Consider the following 24,965-nt stretch of genomic DNA (forward strand, 5'->3'; position numbering starts at 1 on the left):
GGCTTGAGTTCTTTTCAATTATTTCACAAGACACGGCCTCTCGGCGGAATTTACATCACCCTTATCGCCAATCGTATGCAAGTCCTTTTTTTCATCTTGGTTCTGCCGATGTATCTCGTTCATCCTTACATGATGTTCGTTATGCTCGCTGTCGGAATGCTGTCACAGTTCAACTTGTACCTGTTGTCCAAATGGATGTCTTCTCCAGCGGCCGCAAAAGGCTATGAAGGCTTCGCCGCTCTCTTCGGCGAACGCAAGCTGCGCTTTTTTATCCTGATCGGCTTAATTCAGCTCGCGTTAAAGATCGCGATCATGATCACAAGCTACGCCGAAACGGTGAGACACTTCATCTTTCCCGCCATCAATATCAACTGGCTTGTGATCTTGATTCTGGTGATCAGCGGATATGCGGCCTCCCGCGGCATGGAAAATACGATGCGCTTTGTCATCATTGCCTTTATGTCATCATTTTGGATCGTGTTCATTTTTATCAGGTTTTACATACCCCCGATCGCTTCCTTTTATATCCGTTGATTCCTTTTGACTGGACTGAACATTCTTGGAAGGCGCTGCTCGTCATGTGGTCTTCTTTTTCCAGTCCCGAGTATTTGATTTGTCTGGCTCCGTGGTTCAGCAAGGAAGCTAATGTGCTGAAATGTTTATCGGTCGGTAATGCGATTTCACTCTTCGAATATTTGTTTTTGTTTATCGGTGCATTATTTTTCTACGGCTCCTCTTATTTGCGGGAAACCGTTTTTCCGGTGATAAACATGCTCCGCTATTTGCAGTCGCCGATTTTGGAGCGGATCGATACGTTTCTTCTGTCTGCCCATATGTTTCATTTTGCGTTTGTGATCGCGATTTTTTTGCTCTGCTTTTATGGAGGCCTCCGCATTTTGTTTAAAAGGATGGCCAAGCCTGTGACGCGAAGAGGATTTCTGTTCAGCTTTATATTTCTCATGGGATGTTCGCTCGTGTTAAGCACCTGGTTTTGGCAATCCGGAAAGCAGCAAGATATGTGGTTTTTGATCGAAGTATCCATCGGAGCCGTCACTTACGCATTGATTCCGGCTATTCTTGTCATCGCCGGAAAACGAAAGGGGCGCATGCAATGATCAGCGGAAAACGCCTCATATTAAACTGCTGTATCGCACTTGTAATTTTCATGACGATTGAGGGCTGCTCTCCATTTGTTGAAAACAATGAGATTGAAGAAATCTCACCGGTTACCTTTTGGTACATCAAAGAAGGAAAAAAAGGAAAGATCTCAATGAGCACCACCGTCCCTCCGGTGGACCTTGAAAAAAAGCGGCTGTTCAGCACCGAAGTCGATATGATCAAACAAGTCGGCAAGCGGTTTAATTTAAATTATTACAACGAGCTGAAAAACGGGCAGCTGAGAATGGTGATGATCGAAGAAAATCTCGCCGACAAAGGCATACTTCCGATTATCAACACGCTTCTGTCAGACCCGAAAATCGGCCCCCGCCTTTATCTCATCGTCGTCAACGGCGATTTTGACAAATATATACTGAGCGAATTGAAGCAAAGCGAGAATTTTGACTTTTATCTTTATCAGACGTTAAGGCATTTTGAAAGAGCCAACCAGGGTGAAATGAGCATCGTCAACCTGCATCAATTCAAAAACCAGCTGTACACCCACTATTCAGATCCTTACGTACCTGTTTTCAGAACCGATGGTAACCAGTTCACATATGAAGGAACAGGACTTTTCCGAAACGACAAATTCGTGAAGACACTGACCGGCATAGACGATCAAATTTTTCAGCTGATCAACAATAACAGGTATCTGAAGTTCCTCACGATTCCCAGCTTGTCAATCGTAATCGGCCAAGCCCGCTCAACCGTCACATTTGACTTGAATCAAAACAATACAGCTTTATCAATGAAAGTCAGCATAAACGCGGGCCTTGAAGAATACACAGGCGACAAAAACCTGCAGGATCAAAGCGAGTTCAGCGCACTTGTCCATGATGTGGAATCCGAATTGGAAAAGAAAACAGCGGACATGATAAAGGACATGCAAAACATTCGGGTTGATCCGCTTGAAGTCGGCGGTGAAGCGCTGTTTCCGTTTACAAAGCCGATAAGCGACAAAGCGTGGCTGAATCGTTGGGAGAAGATGGATGTCGAGGTGGACTATCAGGTGAATCTGAGACCGAATGTGAATGTGCAATAAGGGCGCGCGGTTGATTGAAAACGCTGAGAGAAAGGCGGCATCGGGCGGAGAAACACTTCCTTCCGCCCTTCTTTCTGTTGATCCTATTGACCACAGGATGATCTCCGGCATACTTTGTCTTTATCACAGCCCGTTTCATACCGTAAGCTGTTTCGTCTGATACTGAATCTTGACGGTCTTGCCTGTTGACCAGGATTCTGTGGCCGCAAGCGCGATTTCCAGATTGACTGCCGCATCCACTTCAGTCACAATCGGTTTCGTTTTGTTGCGAACACACTCGGCAAAGTGCTGCAGCTCTAAGCAGTACGCTTCATGGAACCTCGCCTGGAAATCCGGAATGATATTATAGCTGCTCCCCTGTCCGGTCCGCACGGTAACCGCCGGGTTCCGCAGCGTCCCGATGAAGATGCTGCCGTCCGTCCCGATAATTTCGGCGCGTATATCGTGGCCGTAAGACGAATTGCGGCTTGCTTCCGCATCACCCGTCGCCCCCGAATCAAACTCCATATAGGTGAGCGCTTGATCGACATCATGGCATCCCGGCATGAACGCGTGCTTCAAAACCTTTCCGTGGCCGGAAACCGCAGTAATTTCAGCCCCCATTAAATAACGCGCGATATCATAATCGTGAATCGAACAATCGACGAAAATACCGCCGCTTTTTTTAATGAATTCGGCCGGAGGAGAGCCAAAATCGCGCGTGAACCCTTTATAATAGATCGGTTTGCCGATCTCTCCGGCATCGATCCTCCTTTTGGCATCCGCATAAGCAGGATCAAACCGCCTCATAAACCCTACCTGGCAAATCACGCCCGTTTCTTTGACTTTAGAAATGACTTCAATCGATTCTTCAAGATTTAATGTCAGCGGCTTCTCGACGAAAATCTGTTTGCCGCATTCGGCCGCCTGTTTGATCACTTCGGCATGGGTAGATGTCGGCGTCACGATGACGACGGCATCAATTTCTGGATCGCGGAGACATTCAAACGGATCTTCAAACCACTTTTCAACACCCAGTTCAGCGGCAATCTCCCTCGCCCTTCCCTCTGCCGGATCGGCCACAGCGGCGAGCAGGGCCCCGGGCACCTCGGTTTTGAGGTTTTTTGCGTGGTAATAGCCGAGCCTTCCGAGCCCCAATACGGCGCATCTCACTCGTTCTGTCATTTTCTTCTCCCCCTTTGCATCTCATGAAAGCGCTTTATTAATTAGAGAAAGCGCTTGCTCATTTCAATTCTGATTTTACCCTTTATTTATTTTATCTGCAATATTTTTTAGGTTTTCATCAGGTCAAGCGCTTGCTCTTTATAAACGAAAAAAGAGCGTTTTTCTATTAAAACCCGCTCTTTTCGGCATATGCTTCTTTTTTAAATGGAGGGCCCGTCGACTGTCTGACGACAAGTTCAGGCATGAGAATGATTTTGCTTTTCGAGCTTTTCTTACCGCTAATTTCTTCGGCCAGCAGCTCGGCCGCACGGCGGCCCATTTCTTCAATCGGCTGCGACACTGTCGTAAGCGGCGGATCGGTCATTTCGGCTAAAAACGTATTATCAAAGCCGATGACAGATAAATCAGTTGGAACTTGGAGCCCCCATTCCCTTGCAGTCTGAATGACTCCGCACGCGAGCACATCATTCATGGCGAAAACGGCGGTCGGAATGTTGCTTTCGAAAATCTGAGCGGCTGCTTTTTTGCCGCATTCCAAGGAAAAACCGGTTCCGGCGATGAGCGATTCATCCACTTTGATGCCGGCTTCATCCATCGCTTTTTGGAAGCCTTTCAGCCTGTCTTTTTCTCCGGTTGTCGATCCGTCGCCGGCGATGCAGGCGATTGTCTTATGGCCGAGGGAAATTAAATGCCGCGTCGCTAAGTATCCGCCCATAAAATCGTCAATGACCACGACATCCAGCGGAACAAGGGCGCGATCCTGAGAAATCATCACGAGTGGTATGCCCTCTTTTGCAATATCCTCGAGCGCATCCATGCTCTCCTGATTTTCGATGCCAGTCGCAAAAATGATGCCGTCGACGCTTTTTTGCTTGAGCACCGAGAAATACGTTGTCTCCTTTTTCGGATCGCGGTCGGTACTGCATATCATCATGCTGAAGCCAAGTTCGCCCGCCCGCTCTTCAACGCTTTTGGCAAGCTCTCCGAAAAAAGGGTTTGCAATATCGGGCGTCAACAGGCCGATAATGTTCGTGCGCTTTCCGGTAAGCGCAGAAGCGTGAACATTCGGCTGATAATCGAGTTCTTTCATGACGGCATGCACTCTTTGCCTTGTCGACCTGCTGATTCTCCCGGTATTGTTGATTACCCGGGAAACCGTGGAAATCGAAACGCCTGCCGCTTCCGCTACATCATAAATGGTTTTTTTCATTTTGGTCCCCTCTAGTCCGCTGATGAAAGATATCTAATATTACATTATAGAGCGTGTCAGCTACCGCCGCAAATCAGCTCCCACTCCTCCCGCAATATTCCGTATCTGATTGAATCATAATAGACTCCGTCATAATATCTGACTTTGCGAATCCGGCCTTCCATCTTAAACCCGGCTTTTTCGGCGCACCTCATCATCCGCCTGTTGCCGGACCACGTCGTCATTCCGATTCTCGGCACATCGACGTTTTCAAATAGGAAGCCGACCCATAATTCTACGGCTTCCGTGCCGTAACCTCCGTTCCAGAACCGCGGATCATAGATGCCGATCCCGCATTCCAGCCAGCGTGTCGGCCGGCACTCCCAATAGTAAGAAACTGTTCCTTTCAGCTCTCCTTCGATCTCAATCGCCAAATAGCGCGGCGGTTTTTCTTTTAAAGCCGGCACAAAAGAGTCGAGAAAATATTGAAACGGTTCGGGCTGAAGCGGAAAATAAGGGGCATCCCATTTTTTCCATTCAGGGTTTCGGGTTCCGTAAATCATTCTCCATAATCCGGGCAGGTCATCCATTGTGATCGTGCGCAGCTTTACTTTTTCACCATTGATGGATGCCAAACTTTTCTCCTCCTATGCTTTGAAAATATCACTCAATATTTCTCTTCATCATCTTTCTATACTCAACAGGCGAAATCCCTTCTATTTGTTTAAACAGCTTTGAGAAATAAGTCGGATCATCGATTCCGACTTGTTCGGCAATCGATGACATTTTGTCGTTTGTCGAAGAAAGGAGCCGCTTCGCTTCAAAAACCTTCGCCTTATTGGCGTATTGGCCCGGTGTGATGCCGAACGCCTTTTGCATGCAGCGGGTAATGTAGTCCTGGTGATAGTGAAGGGCAGCCGCAAGCTGCTCCATGCTGAGCTTCTCCTTATAGTGGCGGTCGATGTAATGCTGCGCTTCGGATGCCACACGCTCACTCGCCGAAGGAATGTGGAACGCCTCCTTCTGCAGGTGAATCAGCAGCTCTTCGAACAAGAGCTGCTTCCGAAGAGGCAGGTCGGAATTTTGGGCGGAATCGTCAATCAAACGCCTAAACTGCTGTTCAATAAACGCTTTTTGGTCGATCTTTCCCTTTCTCGGAATCTTTAAATGATATAATGTCGGCGTTTCAAACGTCCCCTTCTTCAGCTTGAGCTCGGTCCAGTTCTCACCTCCCTGCTGTGCGAAGCCATAAGACGGCTCCTGAAAGTGCAGCCAAAAATAGCGGGTATCGTCTTGACAGCCTTTGTGTCCATAATGCTCAAGCCCCGGTACAAGGATGATGTATTCCCCTTCCCGGATCTGATGGGGGTCGCCGTCCTCAGTCAAAAATAGTTCCCCCTGTATTACATATAAGAGATCAAACACGGAATATTCACGCCTCACATGCTTTTCCCCTTTTTTGAACAGCCCTTCTCCGCCGGTAATCAACACAGGGAGCGGCGGAATTGTAAAGATGATATGTTCCATGTTCTCTCCCCTTTTCATCAAGTCGGATTTCTCCAAGAAGTATCGGTTTCGTCTCTTCTTATTATAAGAAAATGGCGTTACACTATAAAACGGATTTTTTAAAAGAAAGGGGTCAAACGCCATGAAAAAAACAGCACCTCAAAACCTCTCTTTATTCGCATTGACCTGGCCTATATTTATCGAGGTTTCATTATATATGTTAATGGGCAACGCAGATACCCTGATGCTCAGCCAATATTCCGACGACAGCGTGGCAGCCGTCGGCGTCAGCAACCAAATGCTGAACTTGATCATTGTGATGTTCGGTTTTATCGCAACAGGAACAACCGTTATTATTTCTCAATTTTTAGGGGCGCGGCAAAAAGCCGAAGCGATGGAAGTCGGCTATGTTTCCATCAGCGCCAATTTTATCATCAGTCTATTCATCAGTGCGGTGATTTATATATTTGCCAAACCGCTTTTGTTGATGATGGGCCTGTCCGCCAACCTGCTTACCGAGGCGGGCATCTTTCTCCAGATCGTCGGCGGACTGTCCTTTATTCAAGCGCTCATTATGACGTTCAGCGCCATTTTGAAAAGCTACGGGCATACAAAGGACACAATGGTTGTAACCATCGGCATGAATATCCTGAACATCGCCGGCAACTATCTTGTCATATTCGGACCGTTCGGCTTTCCGGTTTTAGGCGTGGCCGGCGTAGCAATGTCCACTTCAATCGCGCGCATCATCGGCCTTTTGGCGATCGCTCTGCTCGTCAAAAAGCGCGTCGGCATGCCGCTGTTGTCCAAACGGCTGTTTGTCTTAAAGAAAAGTCATCTGAAAAAACTGCTGAAAATCGGGATTCCTTCAGCAGGGGAGCAGCTTTCGTATAACGCGTCACAGATGATTGTCACCTATTTTATCACGCTGATGGGCGCGCAGGCGCTGACGACAAAGGTCTATACCCAAAATTTGATGATGTTCATCATGCTTTTCGGCACAGCGATCAGCCAGGGAACGCAAATCTTAATCGGACGCCATATCGGCGCGAAACAATTTGATGAAGCATACAGCCGCTGCCTGAAGAGCCTCTGGTGGGCTCTGGCCATTACAACATTTACTTCCGTTCTCTTCGCTGTGTTTTCCAAACAGCTGATCGGCATTTTCAGCAGCAATCCCGATATTATCGCAACGGCCAGTATACTGATCCTTTTGACGATTATCCTGGAGCCGGGCCGCTCGTTTAATGTGGTCATCATTAATTCTCTCAGAGCTGCTGGAGACGCGAAATATCCGGTTTATATGGCAATTGTCTCAATGTGGGGAATCGGCCTTCCGATCGCTTATATTTTCGGTATTCAGCTCGGATTCGGCCTGGCTGGAATATGGTTTTCCTTCATCGCCGACGAGTGGGTCAGGGGAATTTTGATGTACAGAAGATGGAGATCTAAAATGTGGCTACAAAAAGGCTTTGCGGCATAACCTGCTTTCAACTGAAAGCAGGTTTTTTCATGTTAAAAAACATCACAAGAATTTCATTCTATGAACACAAGCCTTTCAAAGAATAGGTCTAATAGATTAATTTTTTTGAAAATTCGTATTGATTTTCAATTTGATATTACGTATGATAATAAACATAACAATACACGTAATAAAACCTTACACCAAAAGGAGGATATACATTGTGAAAAAAATCGAAACGATTATACGCCCTGAACAGTTTCCCCGCCTCCGCAAAAAGCTTGAAGAGGTTGGCATAAACGGATTAACGGTCTCAGAGGTTGCCGGCTGCGGGCAGCAGCGCGGGAAACAGGCTTTGTTTCGCGGCACCTCCTACGAAATCAGGCTGCTGCCTAAAGTGAAAGTCGAAATGGTGATTGAATCGGAGAGCGTTGATGAAATTATCCAAATCATCGAAAGCACATGTTCGACAAATACGGTAGGCGACGGAAAAATCTTTGTGCTCCCGATTGAAAATGCGATTCGAATCCGGACAGGGGAATCCGGAAAGGAAGCGATTGTGTAAAACGACCGGCTCCATCCCGCCTCTTTTAGCCGATACTTTAAGAAAGGGTGATTCTTATGAAAACCAAGGTATCTGCCGTCCTGCTCCTCAGTTTTTTCTTCACAGCATCAGCTCTGGCCGCCGAACCGACGGCGCAATCGGTCAATGACTCGGTCAACATGACATGGGTAGCCATCGGCACTCTGCTCGTCTTTTTTATGCACGCCGGTTTCGCGATGGTTGAATCAGGCTTTACGAGAGCTAAAAACACGTTAAACATTTTAATGAAAAACTTCCTGACGGTCTCTATCGGCTCCATCCTTTATTTCTTCGCCGGATACGCATTCATGTTCGGAGACAGCGCCGGCGGGTTCATCGGCACAAGCGGTTTTGCTTTAGCGGGTGATCAGGATGTCGGATTTTTCGTCTTTCAGGCCGTGTTTGCCGCTACGTGCGCCACCATTATTTCCGGCGCTGTCGCTGAACGGATGAAGCTTGGCAGCTACATGATCTTGACGCTGTTTATGACCGGTCTCATCTATCCGGTTGTCGGCCATTGGACTTGGGGGGAAGGCTGGCTGTACGACCTCGGATTTGTCGATTTTGCCGGATCTTCAATCGTTCACTTGACAGGCGCTGCGGGCGCAGTTGCGGCTGTCATGTTTCTCGGGCCGCGGATCGGAAAATATACAAACGGCAAGGTCAACGCCATTCCAGGGCACAGCATTCCGCTGGGCGCTCTCGGCGTCTTTATCCTGTGGTTCGGCTGGTTTGGGTTCAACGGCGGAAGCACGCTTGCAGCTGATCCCGCCGCCGTCCCGCACGTCATCACCACAACCCTTTTAGCGGCATCGGGCGGAGTCGTCAGCTCGGCGCTGTTCACTTATTTCCGCTACGGCAGGATCGACCCTTCCCTGACGCTGAACGGCGCGCTTGGCGGCCTTGTCGGAATTACCGCGGGCGCGGACGGCGTTTCATTTACAGGCTCGATTTTAATCGGATTCATCGCCGGTGTCATTTTAGTTGTCGGCGTTCAGTTTATCGATCAGGTGCTGAAGCTTGACGATCCCGTCGGCGCCATTGCCGTTCACGGTATTTGCGGTGTTTGGGGGACGCTTGCAGTCGGGCTTTTCAATACATCGAGCGGTCTCTTTTACGGAGGAGGAGCCGCACAGCTCGGCGTTCAAGCCGTCGGCATTTTGGCGATCGCAGCCTGGACCCTCGCTGCCACATCGGCTGTCACTGCGGTAATGAAAGCTATCACTCCGATCCGGGTATCAAAAGAAGAGGAAATATCCGGACTCGATTATGCCGAACACGGTTCTTCGGCGTACGAGTATAAAGAAAGCTACATCGATCAGGGCGATGTTGACGTCAGCACCGCTTTCGGAACGGATCTTGTCTCACGGCTCAACAATTTAAAGCCGGGACCGTCTTCCAAAACAGAACAGGTTTGACTCTCATCCATCCGGCTCGCCGGCCGATCATTGAAATCAGCGGCGGTGTTTAAAAAACGCAGCCGTTTCTTTTTGTTTTCAGCGTGTCGACAAACCCTCATATCCGTTGTCAGACCTGCAAGGGTTTCGGGTCACGCAGAAGGAATGACAAAATCGCAAAACAAAAAGCCGTTTTGCGATTTTGCCAACAATCTGGAACACCCGGCTTATGCCGGGTGTTTTATGTTATTCCTCGATATCAATTCGATAATTCTCAAACCAAGTATGGATTTGGGCAAGGTGCGCGATCAGCTGCGGTCCCTTCATCAATTGTCCGTACCAGGGAACTTGAAATGATGCGCCCTCCGTCTCAATCAGCCGCTTCAGTTTTTTCTTGTCTAAGAAAACATAAAGCGCCGAGTCTTTTTGTTCCAGCAATGACTCCAGCCAACGAATGACGGTTTTCGTATAGGCCGGGTGGTGCGTTTTCGGATATGGACTTTTTTTGCGGTACAGCACTTCATCAGGCAAAATGCCTTCAAGCGCCTTGCGGAAGATGCCTTTTTCACGGCTGCCATGCATTTTGACATCCCACGGAATATTCCAGACATACTCGACAAGCCTGTGATCCGCAAACGGAACCCTGACTTCGAGGCTCGCCCCCATGCTCATTCTGTCTTTTCGATCCAAGAGCGTTGTCATAAACCAGAGCATATTTAAGTAAAACAGCTCTCTCCTTCGTTTCTCCGCACCCGTTTCTCCTTCAAGCAGCGGTGTTTCTTTAACCGTTTCCTCGTATTTCGCCTTCACATATTCGCCGAGGTTCAGTTTTTTCTGCCAGCCGTCCTGCAGAAGTCCGATCCGTTCTTCCATTGATCTCATCCATGGGAAACCTTTCACATCTTCTGCCGAATGGAACCAAGGGTAGCCGCCGAAAATTTCGTCCGCGCATTCCCCGGAAAGGCTTACGACAAAATCCTTTTTAATCTCACGGCAAAACCACAGCAGAGAAGAATCGACATCAGCCATCCCCGGCAAATCCCGGACCAGTACGGCTTCTTCCAAATAAGCGGCCAGCTCCTCCTGGGAAATCACGCAGTTGTGGTGAACCGTTGCGAATGCATCGGACATTTTTTTAATCCACGGGCCGTCGGCGTTAGGCTGAAATGAGCTTGACGTAAAATATTGTTCATTGTCTTCATAATCGATCGAAAACGTATGAAGCGGCCCCTTCCCTTCTTCCTCAAAATGCTTGGCGGCCGTTGCGGTAATGGCGCTCGAATCAACCCCGCCAGATAAAAACGTGCATACCGGCACATCAGACACAAGCTGCCTTGTGACGGCGTCCTGAAACAGCGACCGCACATTTTCCACCGTTTCCTCAAAGCTGTCCGTATGCTTCTCGCTTTTCACATTCCAGTAGCGCCAAACCGTTAAACCGTCTTTTGAGAAAATCATCGCATGCCCCGGGCGGATCTCTTTTATTCCTTTAAAAACACCGCTCCCCGGAGATCGCGACGGACCGAGGCCGAAAATTTCGGCCAGCCCTGAACGGTCGACCTTTGCTTTCACTTCAGGGTGAGCGAGAATCGCTTTGATTTCAGATCCGAACAAAAATGATGAGCCCTGTTCCGTATAAAAGAACGGTTTAACGCCGAGCCTGTCGCGTGCCGCAAAAAGAAGATCGCGCTTTTCATCCCATACCGTAAATGCAAAAATTCCGTTCAGCCTGTCGATGCATTCCTCTTTCCATTCCATGTATGAATGAAGCAAAACCTCTGTATCTGAGTGGCTCTTGAATTGATGCCCCCGCTGCCTAAGCTCTTTCCGCAAATCCTCCGTATTATAGAGCTCGCCGTTATAGCAAATCGTATAATCGTATCCTTGGTGTGTGCGGGTCATCGGCTGTCTGCCGCCTTCCAGATCCACAACTGCCAAGCGTTTATGTCCGAATAAAACATGGCGCTTTCCCCAAATATTCGTATCATCAGGTCCTCTGTTCGAAAGCGTCTCAGTCATTTTCTCCATGATGGACTGCTCCCGGACAAGCGGCTTCTTAAAATCGACCCACCCCGTTATTCCACACATTGTCGATCAGCTCCAATTCTAATGTTCTTCCTCTGCTTTAGGCTTCACTTCCTTTGTCACTTTACCTATTTTATGCACCTTAAAATAATAGTTGAATTGTCCAACAGAGTCTTGTATGAGACAAGCCCGTTTTGGAAAAAACGAAATAAGAAAGGAGACCGCCTATGGACACCGAACGCCAAAAACGAATTTACGCGGAAAAGCGCAAATGGATTTACGGCAAAATTTTAATGGAAGACGGGATCTGCCTGATTGAAAACGAAGAAGGAGATTTATTTTTGGTTGAAAGCCTGAACAGTCCCGGAGTTTTCATCAGCATAGACGGAGAATGGCAAAAAGCCGAACTGTTTGATCAATTCGCCGTCACGGAAAAGCCGGAGACCGTGAAGCTGACAGGCGGAGAATCGATCCGTTATCTAAAAACGGTAAAACAGGCATTTCTCGAATTTTTGAACGATCTGGAAGACGGACAGTTCTATTCTTTTTTGGATCAGCTGAACAGTCTCGGCTTTTCCGTCTTTGACTGCGTCTTCGCCTATAACGGCTTGAGCTTTTGGCCCGGGAAAAAGGATGTGAAGGGCGTTTCGTTTTATCAGTTTTCTCATGATATGAAACAATGCGCCCTGCAGCATCATTACGAACGAAAAGAGGAATGGAAGGACAGATTCGAATGGACTGCTTCAGACGGGGAACGAATCGTGATGATTTCAACCTTCAAGCCGCCGACATAAAAAGACACCAGTTCTCATCAAGAACCGATGTCTTTTAATTAAAACACTTTAAAGCCGAGTGGAAGCCGGAGTCCAAGCACAACCGTCAAGAGCAGAACGACAATAAAGCCGATCCAGATCCCGGTGGCCGCTTTTCCGTTTTTCCTGCGAATTAAAAGCATTTCCATGAATCCGATGGTGATGAGGCCGAGCAAGGCCTTCGCTATGTATTCTCCGTTCCATGCCGTGAACTTTAAAAATAACTGCGCCCCGGTAATGATAACGATAATATAGAATAAGCGGAGAATCATATGTGTAATTTTTGCGCCTTTGCTGTTTCCAGATGAGTAAAGTCCGTAAGCAACGAACACTAAAATGAGCGCGATCACCCAAGACGTGATATGCATATGCGTCATCTTCATTTTTCCCCCTATCAAATCAGGTATCGTTCTTATCTTATCATGAACCGGTCCATTAAACAAAACAATGTGAACGCTGTCATTTTCGCAGCAAAAAAGACGCTGAAACCATTCATCAGCGCCTTTTTCATTTATTTGTGTTTGTTCTTTTTCATGCTTTTCGTTATCTGTTTCCACCGCTTTTTTTCCTGCTGTGCCGCCCGTTTATCCGTTTTTCTTTCGAGGTATTCAAGCTCTTTTTTTAATTTCAGGTAGCTTTGGAACCGGCCGGCATCGAGTCTGCCGTCAGCCAGCGCCTCCTGCACGGAGCAGCCGGGTTCTGTTTGATGCAGGCAGTCTGAAAATCGGCAGTTTTTCGCAAGCTGGTCAATATCGCTGAAGCTCTGTCTGAATCCTTCTTCCGATTCCCAAAGCTCCAAGGCCCGCATCCCCGGCGTATCGATTAAAAGTCCGCCTTCAGGCAGCAAAAACATTTCCCTGTGTGTCGTCGTATGCCGTCCTTTGTCGTCATCTTCACGAACGGACTGCACCGCCTGCCTGTCTTCGTTTAGAAAAAAGTTGATGATCGTTGATTTGCCGACGCCTGACGACCCTAAAAGGGCGACGGTTTCTCCTTGTTTCACATACGCTTTCAACTCATCCATCCCATTGCCTTCGTGAGCGCTGATGACATGAATCGGCACCCCGAATGCCACGGATTCCGCCTGGCGCACCTTTTCTTCAATCCGATCAGCGATGTCGGCTTTGCTCAAGACGATGACGGGATTGGCTCCGCTTTCCCACGCCAGCAGCAAATAGCGTTCGATTCTTCTCACATTAAAATCCAGACCGAGCGCATTGACGAGAAAGATCGTGTTGACGTTTGCTGCGGTGATCTGTTCCTCCGCAGGCTCCCCCGCCGCTTTGCGCGAAAATTTGCTGAATCGGGGAACGATCTCCGTGATCATTCCCTTCTTTTCGCCGCCGCGGGGACGCATATACACCCAATCGCCGACAGCGGGGTAGTCTCCGCGGCTTTCCGCTTCAAACCGCAGCCTGCCTGAGATTTCTGCCAGCCATTCTCCATCTTCCGTCCATACCCGGTACAACCTTTTATGCTCAAGGGCGATCCTTCCTAAAATCAGACCTTCCTCGTCCTTTAAAGCTTCCATGATATATTTGATACCTAATGCAGATAAATTCAATGTGGTTTCCTCCTAAAGATCTGATGATTTTTCAAACAAAAAAAGAGCCGCAAATACACGGCTCTCTCAACATATAAACACTCCATGAGCCGCTTCGACAGCCCATGGATATATCACCAGATCCATTTGAAGAATACCAGTCGAAATATTACATGGGCTGTGTAATGATCGTTTGTTGGGCAAAAAAGACAATATCCATTCTCATCACACATCCCTCATTTCTAAAAAGTTTGACAGCTTCATTATATGCTAAAGCCAATCTTTTGACAATCCTTTATTTAACTGGATTGGTTGATTGTTTTAATTAATGATTTTATTGAATATGAAATCACTGGTAAAAAATACGATTAAACCAACCATTAAAATCAAAAATGAAATATTAAATCCTGATTCTATAAAAAATGAATATGCGGAACTTACCGATAAAGCAATCATATAAAAAACAAATCCTACTTTAGTCGCTTTTTCAGTACTCTTCTTTTCTTCTTCCGTCATTTTTCTAAAGAACAATTTCTTTCCTCCCAAACATCAATCATTATTGATAAACAATCTGCGAGCAGCCATAACACATATCGAAAGCGGGCTGTGTACTTGCCGTTGATTCGAAAAACAACCCCCTGACAATCTCGCGTATTTTCATAAAAGTTTTTTATTTAACTGGGTTGGAAAGCGTTCCGATCGGTTCGATCGTAATGTCGACTTGATCGCCTTTTCGGAGGAACTTCGGCGGATTGAAGCCTTTGCCGACTCCTGACGGCGTACCGGTTGCGATAATATCCCCCGCTTCAAGCGTCATTCCTTTGGACAGCGTTTCGATCATTTCCGCAATCGGAAAAATCATATCCTTTGTGCTGCCCGACTGGCGGAGTTCGCCGTTCACTCTCGTCTCCACCCTCAAGTCGCCTGCGTCTTCAATCATTGATTTATGTACAAGAAACGGCCCCATCGGGCAAGTCGCATCAAGGCTTTTGCCGATAAAAAACTGCTTGTGCCTCTTTTGCAGGTCGCGCGCCGTCACATCGTTAATGATCGTATAGCCGAACACATAGTCGAGCGCTTCAGCTTTCGGGATGTTCTTTCCCGTTTTGCCGATGACAACCGCGAGCTCGCCTTCATAATCGAGCGCCTCTGTCACGCCTTCGTGGGCATCAATCCCTTCCATGTGGCCGATAACCGAAGTCGGCGCTTTTGTAAACACCATGATATGTTCGGGAATATCTGCTTCACTACCCATTTCAATCGCATGATCCCGATAATTTTTTCCGATGCAGATCACGTTTTTCCGCGGTTCGGGAATCGGCGCAAGCAAATCAACGTCTGACAGCGGATAAATATACGAACCGCTCTCTTCGCTGTTTTTCTTTTTTGACCATTCCACTAGCTGTTCGACATGGCGGACAAACTTCTCTCCCTCGCTTACGCATTCGATAAGCGTTCCAGGTATCGTTTCAAGCTCAAACAGCTTTTTTTCCGCCTTTTGCAAATCCATTATCTTCTCACCCATGACAAGCCCTACAAATGTACGGCTGTGTAGCTTTGCTGTCGCAAACTTCATAAATATTCCCCCGCAGTATGATTTAAACTATTCTACATATTCTCTAAAAAAACGAAAATTCCTTTTCGCTTTCTGCAAACAGCTTCGAAAGTCCCGGGCGTTCCTTCCCGGAAAAGAAAATGGCGGCTCACCATGCAGTAAGCCGCTTCTCTTATTTTTTCCGGTAGATGACTTCGGTCAGATTTCCGTCAGACCATTTTGTAATGGTTTCATAGCCGCCTCGTTTGTGATGGTGAGTTTTCTTGCAGCGATGATGGTCGGGGCGTTTGCTGCCGCATTTATCCCGTTTTTTGCAATCGTGAGGCTTTTTGCTTTTATCCGGTTTTTTACAGTCGTCGGGTTTCTTGCTTTTGTCAGGCTTTTTACAGTCATCGGGTTTTTTGCTTTTATCAGGCTTTTTGCAGTCATCGGGTTTTTTGCTTTTGTCGGGCTTTTTGCAGTCATCGGGTTTTTTGCTTTTGTCAGGCTTTTTGCAGTCATCGGGTTTTTTGCTTTTGTCAGGCTTTTTGCTTTTGTCAGGTTTTTTGCTTTTGTCAGGCTTGCTTTTATCCGGTTTTTCATGATCGTCATGCTTCTTGCTTTTATGATGTTTTTTGCTTCTGTCCGGCTCGATCCCCCACCAAAGATCCCAAATGTTATGCGGACGCCGCTCTTTTCCCGAGCCGGCGGATTCTTCGGGTTCCCGGTCTAAATAATGGTCTCTGCCTTCGCTCTTCAGCTGATCTACCGCCTCTTTAATGTCATGATCATGGACACCACTCATCTTGTAACCTCCTGTTCTTCCTTTTTTATGTCCTGATTTATCATACGCACCGTAAAGACGAGTGTACTGAGGCAAATGACTGTTTTTGTTCAAACTTAGGCGGTCCGCTTCCGGGACTAGCTGTTTTCACATATGATATGTCAGCTGAAAAAGGAGGAAATGATGATGAGTGCCACTGCCTTGCCGGCCTTCAGGCTGCACATTCATCCGAAGCATCTGCTTGAGTTGAAAAAAGACGTCTGGAGTGATGAAGCTGTTCCTGGCTTGCTCTTGACCGGTTCAGCAAAGACGCCTGTCGCAGTGTCATACAGAGGGGCCCATACCCGCAAACTGACAAAAAAGTCCTATTTCATTCAATATCCGGACAGAAAAGAAAAGGCTGAAGAGGCTGCGCTTCATTTGAACGCGGAATATCACGACCCGTCTTTCATCAGAAACAGGCTGTCCTTTCATTTTTTTGAACAAATCGGCGTTCTTGCGCCGGCAGCATCGCACGTTTTCCTTTATATCAATGAAAAAAAAGAAGGCATCTATTTAAAAATCGAATCTGTTGACGATCATTTCTTAAAGAGGAGAAATTTAGAAAGGGGGGCCATTTATTATGCCGTTGATGACGATGCTAATTTTTCTCTGCTGAGTTCCTTCAATAAAAAGGCTAAGCAAAATCTCATGCAGGGATACGAAAGAAAAACGGGTTCAAGCCGCCACGATGACTACCTCCAGGAGTTTATCTACTTTATCAATACCGCCAAAGACGACATATTTGAAAAAGAAATCAAACGCTATCTCGATGTCAAACAATATTTGCTGTGGCTCATCGGCGCCGTCTGCACCCAAAATTTCGACGGCTTTGTCCATAATTACGCGCTTTATTTAAACGGTCGCACAAAAACGTTTCAAATCATTCCATGGGATTATGACGCGACATGGGGACGGAATATTCACGGGGAAGAAATGGAGCACAACCGGATTCCGGCGAAAGGCTATAATACGCTGTCTGCAAGGCTGCTCGACATCCCGGCTTTTCAATCCCAATACTTTAATTTAATGAAAAATGTCTTGCACCGCCAATTTACAATCAGCCGGCTTTCGCGGTATGCGGTAAACTGGCACGAGACAATCGCGCCTTTTCTTGAACATGATCCTTATACAACCGTCACATACAGCCGGCTCGAAGATGAGCAAAAACAAATTTTTCATTTTATCGATCAGAGGAAGCGGTTCCTGCTTTTCGAGCTTTCCCGATAATAGACTGTCGCTGTCCTCCGAAAAAAATGTCACATTTTTTGTCATATTGGCGAAAAAAATCCCTTTTACACAAAATAAGGTATACTAGCAATATCAAGGACATCAATGCGCTGAATACCTGAAATTACCGACTCAAAATACAAATCGAAAGTTGGAGACTGCCATGATGAACAATAAAATTGAAGCAAAAAGACTGGCCTTATTTGAAGCTGCCGAAAAGTTCGGCATCAACTCCAAAGAGGCCATTCGATGCAGTCAGGAATTGGACAACTTGCTGAATCAAAGAATGCAAAAGGATGATAACTGCGTGCATGCGGAAGAAAGAAAAGGCCGCCACACGTCATGACCTCCGACTGCAAGCTGCGCCTGATGCCGGCCTCCTTCCTCCTCCATTTCATCATCCGTTGATTTCGGGTCGCAGCTTGGGCTATTCGGCCATTGTTTTTTGAACATAAATCATCGTGCAAATACCGTAGGCAAGAATGGCTGAAGGTGTAAAAGACTCTTGATACGGGATGTAAACAACCCCATTTAAAAATAACAAAAATCCGCTGTTCAAAAAGAAATACCCAGCGATTTTCGCCAGCTTATCCTGATCCCTTACCCTTTCCCGGCGAAACCCCCGCAATATCCAGGTTTGCTTTTTTATTCCGACTGCATATGCGGCCGCAAAGAACAGCAGGGCTGCAGCGATTGATATCGGATTCAATTGAAAATACATACGTCTCTCCCCTTATCGCACGTTTTCCTTCTTCATACGTTTTCTCATCTTATTAGTTTCACCAGTATGTGATCTGCACTCACGGAAGAACCTCATTTTTAATCACAAAAGCGCCTAATCAACATAGGATATGGTGTATAGCCCATAAAAAAATGTTTGATCAATTAAAGGGTGTGCCATCATGCCAGCTATTGTCGGAGCTTTTAAAGTAAATGCCGTCGGTACGAGCGGCGTTGTTCATGTCGGAGACTGCATCACGATTTCTCCTTATGCAGAAGTTAAAACATTTGCGGGTGCCGGCAGCTTCAATACCGGAGACGGACTCAGAGTATACAACCAGAACAGCATCACCAACACATATGACAACGATGTAATCGATCAGCCGGTCGCAGGCAACCTGTAGGGAGTGAAGGCATGAACTTTTATATCAATCAAACAATACAAATCAATTATTTAAGAGTTGAAGGAATCAGCAACTCTTCCGTATTGCAGATTGGAAGCGCCGGTTCAATCAAAACACTTGCCAACCTGTACAATACCGGAAGCTACACAGAACCCGCACCTCCGGTAACCGGCGAAGTCTTTGACGACGCTTTTGGAGATGGGACTCAACCGACTCTCGTTCCTCTTCACGCTCCTTCTGTTACAGTACCATAGATATACGGGGGTGTAATCTCATGAAACAAAGCAATCCACAGAACTGGTATGTGTATTTGCAGCAGCAGGCTGCGCAAATCCAGAGGCTCGAAAGTCAGATTGCCGTATTGCATTCGGAGTTGAACCAGCTGAAAGAAAATCCCGGCACCCGGATCGACCGGATCGAATACAAATTTGATCAACTAAAAATTGAACGCTTGGAAGGAACGCTAAATATCGGACTCAATCCTGCGGACCCGGATAATGTCGAAAACTTTGAAATCAGCCAACAGCCGCCGGGTATCGGAATGCTTCAGCAGGAGCTTGACAGCCAGCTGATGCAGCAAACGAGACAGCTTGTCGATGCCTATTTAAACGAAGAGACCCCTCGTTTGCTGGAACAGCTTGAAGACCGGTATGACAGCAAACTGGACGATACAAACCGCCACCACATTATCGAAGACATCAGAAAGCAAATCGACAGCCGTATCCGCTACTACGTCAAACATGTAAAGCCTGACGGAAACATCCAGCCCCGCGAGCATGCAGAACGGCTGGCCGACTATGTCAAACGAGATATCGCACGGGCAATCGAGCACTTTCTCAAATCAATACCTGACGAAATGAAAGGAAATGAAAACGAATGAATTTTACCGTTGTGAACCGCTGTTTTGATGTAGGCAATATTGTGATCACCGGTGTGTCCACTTCTTCTGTTTTTCTGGTCGGTGATACGGATTGCATTTCTCTGTCATCGATTTTTGATACACCGCCTGAATCTCTCAGTGTCGGGCCGTTTGTCCCGCTGGCGCCGGAATCATGATTCTCAGAACGTCCAAAGTGAAGTTTTTAAAAGTACACTCTGTCGGAATAAGCAGCACGCTGCAAATCGGAGACACGGAAGAGCAGTTTCTCAAGTCAAAAGTTCTCGCCGTTCAAAGATACCTTTCTCTTTTTTACGGAAATGAAGGGTCATTTAAACAGGATGATTTTCAGCTTTTCAGGCAGCCGATCCCGCAACTTCTCCCAGAAACCGGCGTATGCTCGGCTTTTTTCCATGAGATCCCCTTCATCCGTGTAAGGGCGATTAAAATCAACGGTGTATCATCATCCTCCGTTGCTCAGGTCGGCTCAACGCGCCGCATCAATGCCGACTCGAGAGTCAAACATATCAGAAAGCTTCCTCCCGCAAGGAACTCACAATAGCAGCCCGGCCGACATATACTGGTTCAGAGACTTCTACAAAGGATGTCGATCAATCATGCCAGCCATTGTCGGACCCATTAAAATCAATGAAATCTCAGGAGGAGTAGTGAATTTCGGCGATTCTTTTTATCTATCTCCAAAAAGCACTTCAAAGTCTGCGCTCGGTTCTGGTGCTGGTAACACTGGAGATTTCCTTATCGTCAATAATGGTATAAACGCGACAAATTATATAGACCCGGATGTAAGCGACCAGAATGTTGTCGGAAATGCATAAAGCAGCCTCTTCCTTAGAAGCAGGCTGCTTTTTGGTTATAAGATTAAATCATTTCAAGCGATACGGCTGTACCTTTGCCGCTTGGTTCAGCCGGATGCACAATCAGCTTTTTCGGCAGCCTTGCCCGAAGTTCCTGAACATGGCTGATCACACCGACCGACAGATTGTCAGACTGAAGCTTCTCCAACGCAGTCACGACCGTATCCAGCAAATCCTGATCCAGCGTGCCAAATCCTTCGTCCAAAAAGAAGAATTGGAGCGGATACTCTCCGCGAAGCTGAATCTGCGCCGAGAGTGCAAGCGCCAGCGCAAGCGAAGTCAGAAATGTCTCCCCGCCTGACAGACTCGTAACAGGGCGCTTGACTCCGCCGTTGGCATCGTCCCTCATCACAAAGCCGCCTTCTGAGTCGACTTCAATTGCATACCGCTGCCTTGTCAGTTCTCCGAGTCTTGCAGATGCGTCTCTTGTGACGCTTTCAAGCTGCTCTTCTGCCAAGTATTCAACAAAGCTGTTTCCTTTAAAGACGGCTTGGAGCTTATCAAGGCGGTCGATGTATGTCTGCCATTCAGCCAACGATGTTTCAAGCTCCTTAAACCTTTTATGGTTCTCGCGGATGACGGCGAGAGCTTTGCCGGCCGCTCCCCTTTCCTCTAGAGCTTTGCTGAATGCCTCCTCCGCCTGGTCCTTCGTGACTGCGGCTTTTTCCCAATTCTCTTCAGAAACAGATCTGCCGTCAAGCTTTTCCGTAATTCGCTTGATATTGGACTCGCACTGCTTTGTGTGATCCCAATACAGTTGAATGTCTTCTTTCAGCCGGGAAAGCTCATCGCGGTCCAAAATGCTCGCTTTCACTTCAGAGGCCTTTTCGAACGGTGTGCCTCCGGCTTTTTCCTGCCAGATGTCCGCCGCTTTCGCAAGCCTTGCTTCCGCTTCGCGCAAAGCGAGCTCACACCCTTTAGTCTGTCCTCTTAAACGGCTGACTTCGGATTCGGTCTCCTTGAGCCGTCCGTAAAGCGTCTGTTCCTGCTCATGCAGCTTGGCCAATTGCGTTTTCACGTCTTGAAGCTTTTCGTCGATCGCAGCTGTATCGGGATAGCCCGTCAGCTCTTTTTGATAATCGTTTATGTCTTTTTTGAGGCTTTCGACCGCATAATGAAGGTCAAGCTTTTCTTTATCAAGCGCAAACAAGCGCTCGGTGAGCTTCTCTTTTTGCTGTTCATGTTCCGTGAGAAATTCGACGCTCGTTTCGATTCGCTTTTCGAATTCCTCTGCGGCCAGATCTTTTTCTTCAATCGTTTTTTGCCATTTTTCAGCCTGTTCATAAGAGAGGCCGCCGAATTGTTCGCCGAAGCTTTTTTGGCGTTCATTTAACTCGTCATTCAATTCGCGGACGCGGTTTTGAAGCCTGTTTTGCTCTTTTTCTTCATGGCTGAGGCGTTCGCTGATTTGGTCGCGTTTTTTGCAGAGCTCTTTATATGTGTGAAGGAGCTTTGACATCCGGCTTTTTGTCTCGGCGAGATCCTGTCTGATTCCTTTCCATTCAAAGCTGATGCGGCTGAACCGTTCGGGAATGGTGCCTTCTTCTAGCGATGCAGCAGTTTCAGGCAGTTCGTGTTTGCTTTTGACTAAAAACGGGCATTCGCTCATCAGGTGGCCGGACTGCTGTTCGAGCGCCACTTTGGCTGAGAGAAACTCCTGAGCCAGCGCGCCGGCTTCTGCGATGATGGCTTCCGTTTTCTCCAGTTCGGATTCCGTCTCTTTAAAGGACGGGCTTTCCGTACCGACACCCGCGGGCATTTCATGATGTACAGACCCGCAGACCGGACAAGGCTCACCCTCTTTGAGCTGCTTTGCCAGTTCGATTGCCAGCTGATCACGGTTTGCCTGTTCCCGTTTTGCGACAATCTCTTCTTTCTTTTGAGTCGCGAGACGGACGGTCTCAGAGAGCGATCTGTCCGTTTCGCAAACGAGCGCATACGCTCGTTCGACAGCGGCAAACAATGCCTGGATGCGTTCGGTTTCATCCTTCACCTTCTGATCCACCGCTTGCTGTTCTTGCCGGAGCTCTTTGATCAGCGCCTCCTGCTGATCGAGCCGTTTTTTTTCTAAAGCGGCATCGCTGTTAAGCTGCTGAATGTGAAAAGCAAGCTGATTGGCCTTCCGGCAGTTTTTGCGCTCTTCGCTGGATACCTGGAAAGATTTCAGCTCCGCTTTCAGCTGATTTTGCTTGGCTGTCCCGCGTTCAAGCAGGCTTTTCACCTTGGCCAGTTCGTCTGCCGCATGCTTGATTTCCTCTTCTTTCAAGCGCTGTTCCCGCTGCTTTTTCTCAGCTTCTGCCTGTGCGGCAAGCCGCTTGTTTTCAATTTCCTTCAAAGCGGTGAGCTGTTCTTCTTGCTTGAGAAGCTCCGGTTCTTTTTCATTTTTATGACGCCTGAAATTCTCGTACTCGCACTCTGTTTTTTTATGAAGCTCTTCGTATTGTTCTAATTGTTCCCGCGCTTGTTTTTCTTCCCGAAGTGCGCGCTCGGCATCTTCCCGCGCTGCCAGAAAGGCGTCTGCATAAGGCTTGAGCGTATTTGCCGTTTCAGCGAGATGCAGGCGGCTTTCTTTTTCCCGGATCTGTTCCTTTTTCTTTAAAAGCTCCGCCTCTTTTTTTAGATAGCTTTCTTTTTCTTGCTGCAGATTCCAAATTTCCTGGTACTCCGCAAAGCGCTGCGCTTCCGCATCTCGTTCGCGCCTCTTGCTTTGCAAAAGGGTTTCGGCTTCTTCGAGATGCTGTTCCGCCAGCTTCAGCGCCTCTTCCCCCGCATCGCCCAATCCAGCCTGCTCGGCAAGCATCTTGTTTTTTCTGGACTGAGCTGTTTGCGCCTGTTTCTTTAGTTTTTTGACGAGCCTGTCCCCGTATTGTTCAAGGTTGAACAGGCGCTGAAGCATCTGCCTTCGCTCCGCTCCTTTCAAGGAAAGAAATTCGGCGAATTTTCCTTGCGGCAGGACGACTGCCCTTGTAAAATCGTCGATCGTCAAGCCCAGCAGCTCTTCGATTTTTCGGTTTACTTCATTCGCTTTATCGGCCAGGACGATTTGTTCCTCTTTCATTTCAATAAAGCGGCATATCGACGTTTTGACCTTGACGGCGTCTGTCCGCTTAAAGACCCGTTCCACTTTATAAGCCGTCTCATGGCCTGTCTGCAGCTTAAACGTAAACGATACGGCAAGCTCATCTTCGGCATGGTTCAAAATGCCGTGCGTATTATTGGCGGCCCGCTCCACTTTCCCGTACAAAGCAAGAGTCATCGCATCAAGAATCGACGACTTGCCGCTTCCGGTCGGCCCGAAGATGCCGAATACACCGGCATCGCACAGGCGCTCAAAATCGATCACCTGCTCCTGCCTGAAACTGTGCAGGCCCTTAATAGACAGAGAAATCGGCTTCATGTTTCATCCCCCTCTTCCTGTTCCGATCCTGAGGCGAGTTCCAGAAACAGCTTGACGGTTTCCTCATCGGGAACCGCTCCGCCGGTTTGTCTTTCATAAAACGCTTTAAACCGTTCTTCAATCGGAACGTTTCTGGACCGGGTCTTCTCTTCAGCCGATGCGGCTTCCTCAAAAACCGGACGTATATGGATGATGCCTTGACGCGCTTTTCTCAATCGGTGAATCTCTTCAATCGACAGCTGGTCTGTCAGATGGATTTCAAGATCGATCCACGCGTTTTTATCCCGCTCTTCCTCCAGCCAGCTGTACACTTGGGACATCCCTTTTTCCGCCTTCCATTTGACGAGCGGTTTTCCACTCGTCAAATGGACCTCTTCCCATGATGCCGTTTGACCGGGTGCGGCTTCGACAATGGTGACTGATTTTGCGTATCCCGCTTCGGAAAAGCTGTAGGCAAGCGGTGAGCCTGAATATCTGGCAAGCGTGCGGGCCCTTTTGATCGTCTGCGGGCGATGAAGATGCCCGAGCGCCACATATGCGGCGTTTTCCGGCAGGCTTTCCGCAGCGACCGTATATGCGCCTCCGACTTCGATCGGCCGCTCGGAATCCGTCTGGCTGCCGCCGGCCACATAGATATGGCTTGCCGCAATCTGCACCGCGTCCTTTCTCGCCTTGCTGCACATACGCTGAAAGGTCTGCTTGATTTTCTCATCATACTGGTCGCGCAGCAGCTTTTCATCAAATGTCTCCGACAGCACTTCATTCAGTCTGGACTCGGAAGGATAGGCGAGCGCCGCGACTGACAAGATCTCCCCACTAGAAGCGACTTCTATGTCAACCGGCGCAGTCCTCGGGTACCCGATCAAGTGGATGCCGTGGTCTGTCGTTAACGGAGAGGCCGCGGAAAGGCGGTCCGGATTGTCATGATTGCCGGCAATCACGACGACCGGACGGTTTCCTTTGTCAGACAAGGCTGAGAGGCTTTCATAAAAAAGCTGTTCAGCCAGTGCAGGCGGGTTCACTGTGTCAAAAGCGTCTCCGGCCATGATAACAGCGTCGATCTTTTCATCTTTTACGATCCTTGCGAGCTCTTCAAGAAAATCCTCCTGTTCTTTCAGTCGGCTTCTCCCTTCAAGCGTTTTTCCCAAATGCCAGTCCGCTGTATGTAAAATTCGCATGTGCGCCTCACCTCTCTTTTCATTAAAGCTCCCCCCGAAATCGTCA

The 24,965-nt window shown here is 47.8% G+C and carries 28 protein-coding genes; 15 read left to right on the forward strand and 13 right to left on the reverse strand.

Going from position 1 to position 24,965, the window contains the following annotated elements:
• Positions 1–3: 3 nt before the first annotated feature.
• From ACVC9U_RS13110 to ACVC9U_RS13120, 3 genes are read left to right on the forward strand one after another with little or no spacing between them, the layout of a single operon-like run.
• Entirely contained in the window at positions 4–534 is a 531-nt protein-coding gene (locus tag ACVC9U_RS13110; RefSeq protein ID WP_237562657.1) for a hypothetical protein, read from the forward strand.
• A gap of 44 nt (positions 535–578) precedes the next feature.
• Positions 579–1,115: a GerAB/ArcD/ProY family transporter gene (locus tag ACVC9U_RS13115; protein WP_237562656.1), complete on the forward strand. Its 537-nt coding sequence runs from the start codon at positions 579–581 to the stop codon at positions 1,113–1,115.
• Positions 1,112–2,200 carry a Ger(x)C family spore germination protein gene (locus tag ACVC9U_RS13120; RefSeq protein WP_075754928.1) on the forward strand — a complete coding sequence of 363 codons (1,089 nt, stop codon included), beginning with the start codon at positions 1,112–1,114 and terminating at the stop codon, positions 2,198–2,200. Before ACVC9U_RS13115 ends, ACVC9U_RS13120 begins: the two co-directional genes overlap by 4 nt.
• A 135-nt stretch (positions 2,201–2,335) precedes the next feature.
• Here the strand turns inward: ACVC9U_RS13120 and iolX are convergent, their stop codons facing one another.
• The 4 genes from iolX to ACVC9U_RS13140 all read right to left on the reverse strand — a co-directional run bounded on the left by iolX (position 2,336) and on the right by ACVC9U_RS13140 (position 6,080).
• Positions 2,336–3,364, reverse strand: coding sequence for a scyllo-inositol 2-dehydrogenase (iolX, locus tag ACVC9U_RS13125; RefSeq protein ID WP_075754926.1), 1,029 nt, complete (start codon positions 3,362–3,364; stop codon positions 2,336–2,338).
• Positions 3,365–3,530: 166 nt separating this feature from the next.
• Complete coding sequence (locus ACVC9U_RS13130; RefSeq protein ID WP_075754924.1) at positions 3,531–4,574, reverse strand: LacI family DNA-binding transcriptional regulator; 1,044 nt, start codon at positions 4,572–4,574, stop codon at positions 3,531–3,533.
• A 56-nt stretch (positions 4,575–4,630) separates the two neighbouring features.
• Positions 4,631–5,188 (reverse strand): GNAT family N-acetyltransferase, encoded by a 558-nt coding sequence (locus tag ACVC9U_RS13135; RefSeq protein ID WP_020450889.1) that lies wholly within the window; start codon positions 5,186–5,188, stop codon positions 4,631–4,633.
• A 28-nt stretch (positions 5,189–5,216) separates the two neighbouring features.
• On the reverse strand, positions 5,217–6,080 hold the full coding sequence (locus tag ACVC9U_RS13140) for a helix-turn-helix transcriptional regulator (protein ID WP_075754922.1): 864 nt from the start codon (positions 6,078–6,080) through the stop codon (positions 5,217–5,219).
• A gap of 121 nt (positions 6,081–6,201) precedes the next feature.
• Here ACVC9U_RS13140 and ACVC9U_RS13145 point away from each other — a divergent pair, with 121 nt between their 5' ends.
• The 3 genes from ACVC9U_RS13145 to ACVC9U_RS13155 all read left to right on the forward strand — a co-directional run bounded on the left by ACVC9U_RS13145 (position 6,202) and on the right by ACVC9U_RS13155 (position 9,522).
• The gene (locus ACVC9U_RS13145; RefSeq protein ID WP_145651407.1) at positions 6,202–7,542 is read left to right on the forward strand and encodes an MATE family efflux transporter; all 1,341 of its coding nucleotides are present in this window, start codon (positions 6,202–6,204) and stop codon (positions 7,540–7,542) included.
• Positions 7,543–7,744: 202 nt separating this feature from the next.
• The gene (locus ACVC9U_RS13150) at positions 7,745–8,086 is read left to right on the forward strand and encodes a P-II family nitrogen regulator (RefSeq protein WP_075754920.1); all 342 of its coding nucleotides are present in this window, start codon (positions 7,745–7,747) and stop codon (positions 8,084–8,086) included.
• 56 nt (positions 8,087–8,142) lie between these two features.
• Positions 8,143–9,522: an ammonium transporter gene (locus ACVC9U_RS13155; protein WP_075754918.1), complete on the forward strand. Its 1,380-nt coding sequence runs from the start codon at positions 8,143–8,145 to the stop codon at positions 9,520–9,522.
• A 225-nt stretch (positions 9,523–9,747) separates the two neighbouring features.
• On the opposite strand, the gene asnB is transcribed toward ACVC9U_RS13155, so the two are convergent.
• Positions 9,748–11,589, reverse strand: coding sequence for an asparagine synthase (glutamine-hydrolyzing) (gene asnB / locus ACVC9U_RS13160; RefSeq protein WP_075754916.1), 1,842 nt, complete (start codon positions 11,587–11,589; stop codon positions 9,748–9,750).
• 164 nt (positions 11,590–11,753) lie between these two features.
• Here asnB and ACVC9U_RS13165 point away from each other — a divergent pair, with 164 nt between their 5' ends.
• Positions 11,754–12,320, forward strand: a complete 567-nt coding sequence (locus ACVC9U_RS13165; RefSeq protein WP_020450883.1) for a DUF2777 domain-containing protein — start codon at positions 11,754–11,756, stop codon at positions 12,318–12,320.
• A 38-nt stretch (positions 12,321–12,358) separates the two neighbouring features.
• Here the strand turns inward: ACVC9U_RS13165 and ACVC9U_RS13170 are convergent, their stop codons facing one another.
• From ACVC9U_RS13170 to ACVC9U_RS13190, 5 genes are all read right to left on the reverse strand, one after another.
• On the reverse strand, positions 12,359–12,715 hold the full coding sequence (locus tag ACVC9U_RS13170; protein WP_011197750.1) for a YisL family protein: 357 nt from the start codon (positions 12,713–12,715) through the stop codon (positions 12,359–12,361).
• A 134-nt stretch (positions 12,716–12,849) separates the two neighbouring features.
• A complete protein-coding gene (gene rsgA / locus ACVC9U_RS13175; RefSeq protein WP_075754914.1) occupies positions 12,850–13,902 on the reverse strand; it encodes a ribosome small subunit-dependent GTPase A in 1,053 nt (350 codons plus the stop codon).
• Between the two features lie 300 nt (positions 13,903–14,202).
• The gene (locus ACVC9U_RS13180) at positions 14,203–14,412 is read right to left on the reverse strand and encodes a hypothetical protein (protein ID WP_441391155.1); all 210 of its coding nucleotides are present in this window, start codon (positions 14,410–14,412) and stop codon (positions 14,203–14,205) included.
• Positions 14,413–14,551: 139 nt separating this feature from the next.
• Positions 14,552–15,457, reverse strand: a complete 906-nt coding sequence (locus ACVC9U_RS13185; protein WP_075754912.1) for a fumarylacetoacetate hydrolase family protein — start codon at positions 15,455–15,457, stop codon at positions 14,552–14,554.
• 151 nt (positions 15,458–15,608) lie between these two features.
• On the reverse strand, positions 15,609–16,220 hold the full coding sequence (locus ACVC9U_RS13190; protein ID WP_075754910.1) for a CotG/ExsB N-terminal domain-containing protein: 612 nt from the start codon (positions 16,218–16,220) through the stop codon (positions 15,609–15,611).
• Positions 16,221–16,385: 165 nt separating this feature from the next.
• On the opposite strand from ACVC9U_RS13190, the gene ACVC9U_RS13195 reads away from it, so the two are divergent.
• Together ACVC9U_RS13195 and ACVC9U_RS13200 are read left to right on the forward strand one after the other, a co-directional pair.
• The gene (locus tag ACVC9U_RS13195; protein ID WP_441391156.1) at positions 16,386–17,468 is read left to right on the forward strand and encodes a CotH kinase family protein; all 1,083 of its coding nucleotides are present in this window, start codon (positions 16,386–16,388) and stop codon (positions 17,466–17,468) included.
• A 166-nt stretch (positions 17,469–17,634) separates the two neighbouring features.
• A complete protein-coding gene (locus tag ACVC9U_RS13200) occupies positions 17,635–17,814 on the forward strand; it encodes an aspartyl-phosphate phosphatase Spo0E family protein (protein WP_011197747.1) in 180 nt (59 codons plus the stop codon).
• An 81-nt stretch (positions 17,815–17,895) separates the two neighbouring features.
• Here ACVC9U_RS13200 and ACVC9U_RS13205 read toward each other — a convergent pair whose 3' ends face one another.
• On the reverse strand, positions 17,896–18,189 hold the full coding sequence (locus ACVC9U_RS13205; RefSeq protein WP_009328891.1) for a DUF3784 domain-containing protein: 294 nt from the start codon (positions 18,187–18,189) through the stop codon (positions 17,896–17,898).
• A gap of 181 nt (positions 18,190–18,370) precedes the next feature.
• On the opposite strand from ACVC9U_RS13205, the gene ACVC9U_RS13210 reads away from it, so the two are divergent.
• The 6 genes from ACVC9U_RS13210 to ACVC9U_RS13235 are packed head-to-tail and all read left to right on the forward strand — an operon-like array spanning position 18,371 to position 20,305.
• The gene (locus ACVC9U_RS13210; protein ID WP_003180445.1) at positions 18,371–18,592 is read left to right on the forward strand and encodes a spore germination protein; all 222 of its coding nucleotides are present in this window, start codon (positions 18,371–18,373) and stop codon (positions 18,590–18,592) included.
• Between the two features lie 11 nt (positions 18,593–18,603).
• Entirely contained in the window at positions 18,604–18,846 is a 243-nt protein-coding gene (locus ACVC9U_RS13215) for a spore germination protein GerPB (RefSeq protein WP_003180443.1), read from the forward strand.
• Positions 18,847–18,866: 20 nt separating this feature from the next.
• Complete coding sequence (gene gerPC, locus ACVC9U_RS13220) at positions 18,867–19,472, forward strand: spore germination protein GerPC (RefSeq protein ID WP_075223530.1); 606 nt, start codon at positions 18,867–18,869, stop codon at positions 19,470–19,472.
• Entirely contained in the window at positions 19,469–19,648 is a 180-nt protein-coding gene (locus ACVC9U_RS13225; protein WP_441391157.1) for a spore gernimation protein GerPD, read from the forward strand. Before gerPC ends, ACVC9U_RS13225 begins: the two co-directional genes overlap by 4 nt.
• Entirely contained in the window at positions 19,645–20,031 is a 387-nt protein-coding gene (locus ACVC9U_RS13230) for a spore germination protein GerPE (protein WP_009328894.1), read from the forward strand. The genes ACVC9U_RS13225 and ACVC9U_RS13230 overlap by 4 nt, the downstream gene beginning before the upstream one ends.
• A 55-nt stretch (positions 20,032–20,086) precedes the next feature.
• Positions 20,087–20,305, forward strand: a complete 219-nt coding sequence (locus tag ACVC9U_RS13235; RefSeq protein WP_009328895.1) for a spore germination protein — start codon at positions 20,087–20,089, stop codon at positions 20,303–20,305.
• 43 nt (positions 20,306–20,348) lie between these two features.
• Here ACVC9U_RS13235 and sbcC read toward each other — a convergent pair whose 3' ends face one another.
• On the reverse strand, positions 20,349–23,741 hold the full coding sequence (gene sbcC, locus ACVC9U_RS13240) for an exonuclease subunit SbcC (protein WP_441391158.1): 3,393 nt from the start codon (positions 23,739–23,741) through the stop codon (positions 20,349–20,351).
• Positions 23,738–24,919, reverse strand: a complete 1,182-nt coding sequence (sbcD, locus tag ACVC9U_RS13245) for an exonuclease subunit SbcD (RefSeq protein WP_073426309.1) — start codon at positions 24,917–24,919, stop codon at positions 23,738–23,740. Before sbcD ends, sbcC begins: the two co-directional genes overlap by 4 nt.
• Positions 24,920–24,965 lie beyond the last annotated feature (46 nt).

The organism is Bacillus sp. GM2, from assembly GCF_056155945.1.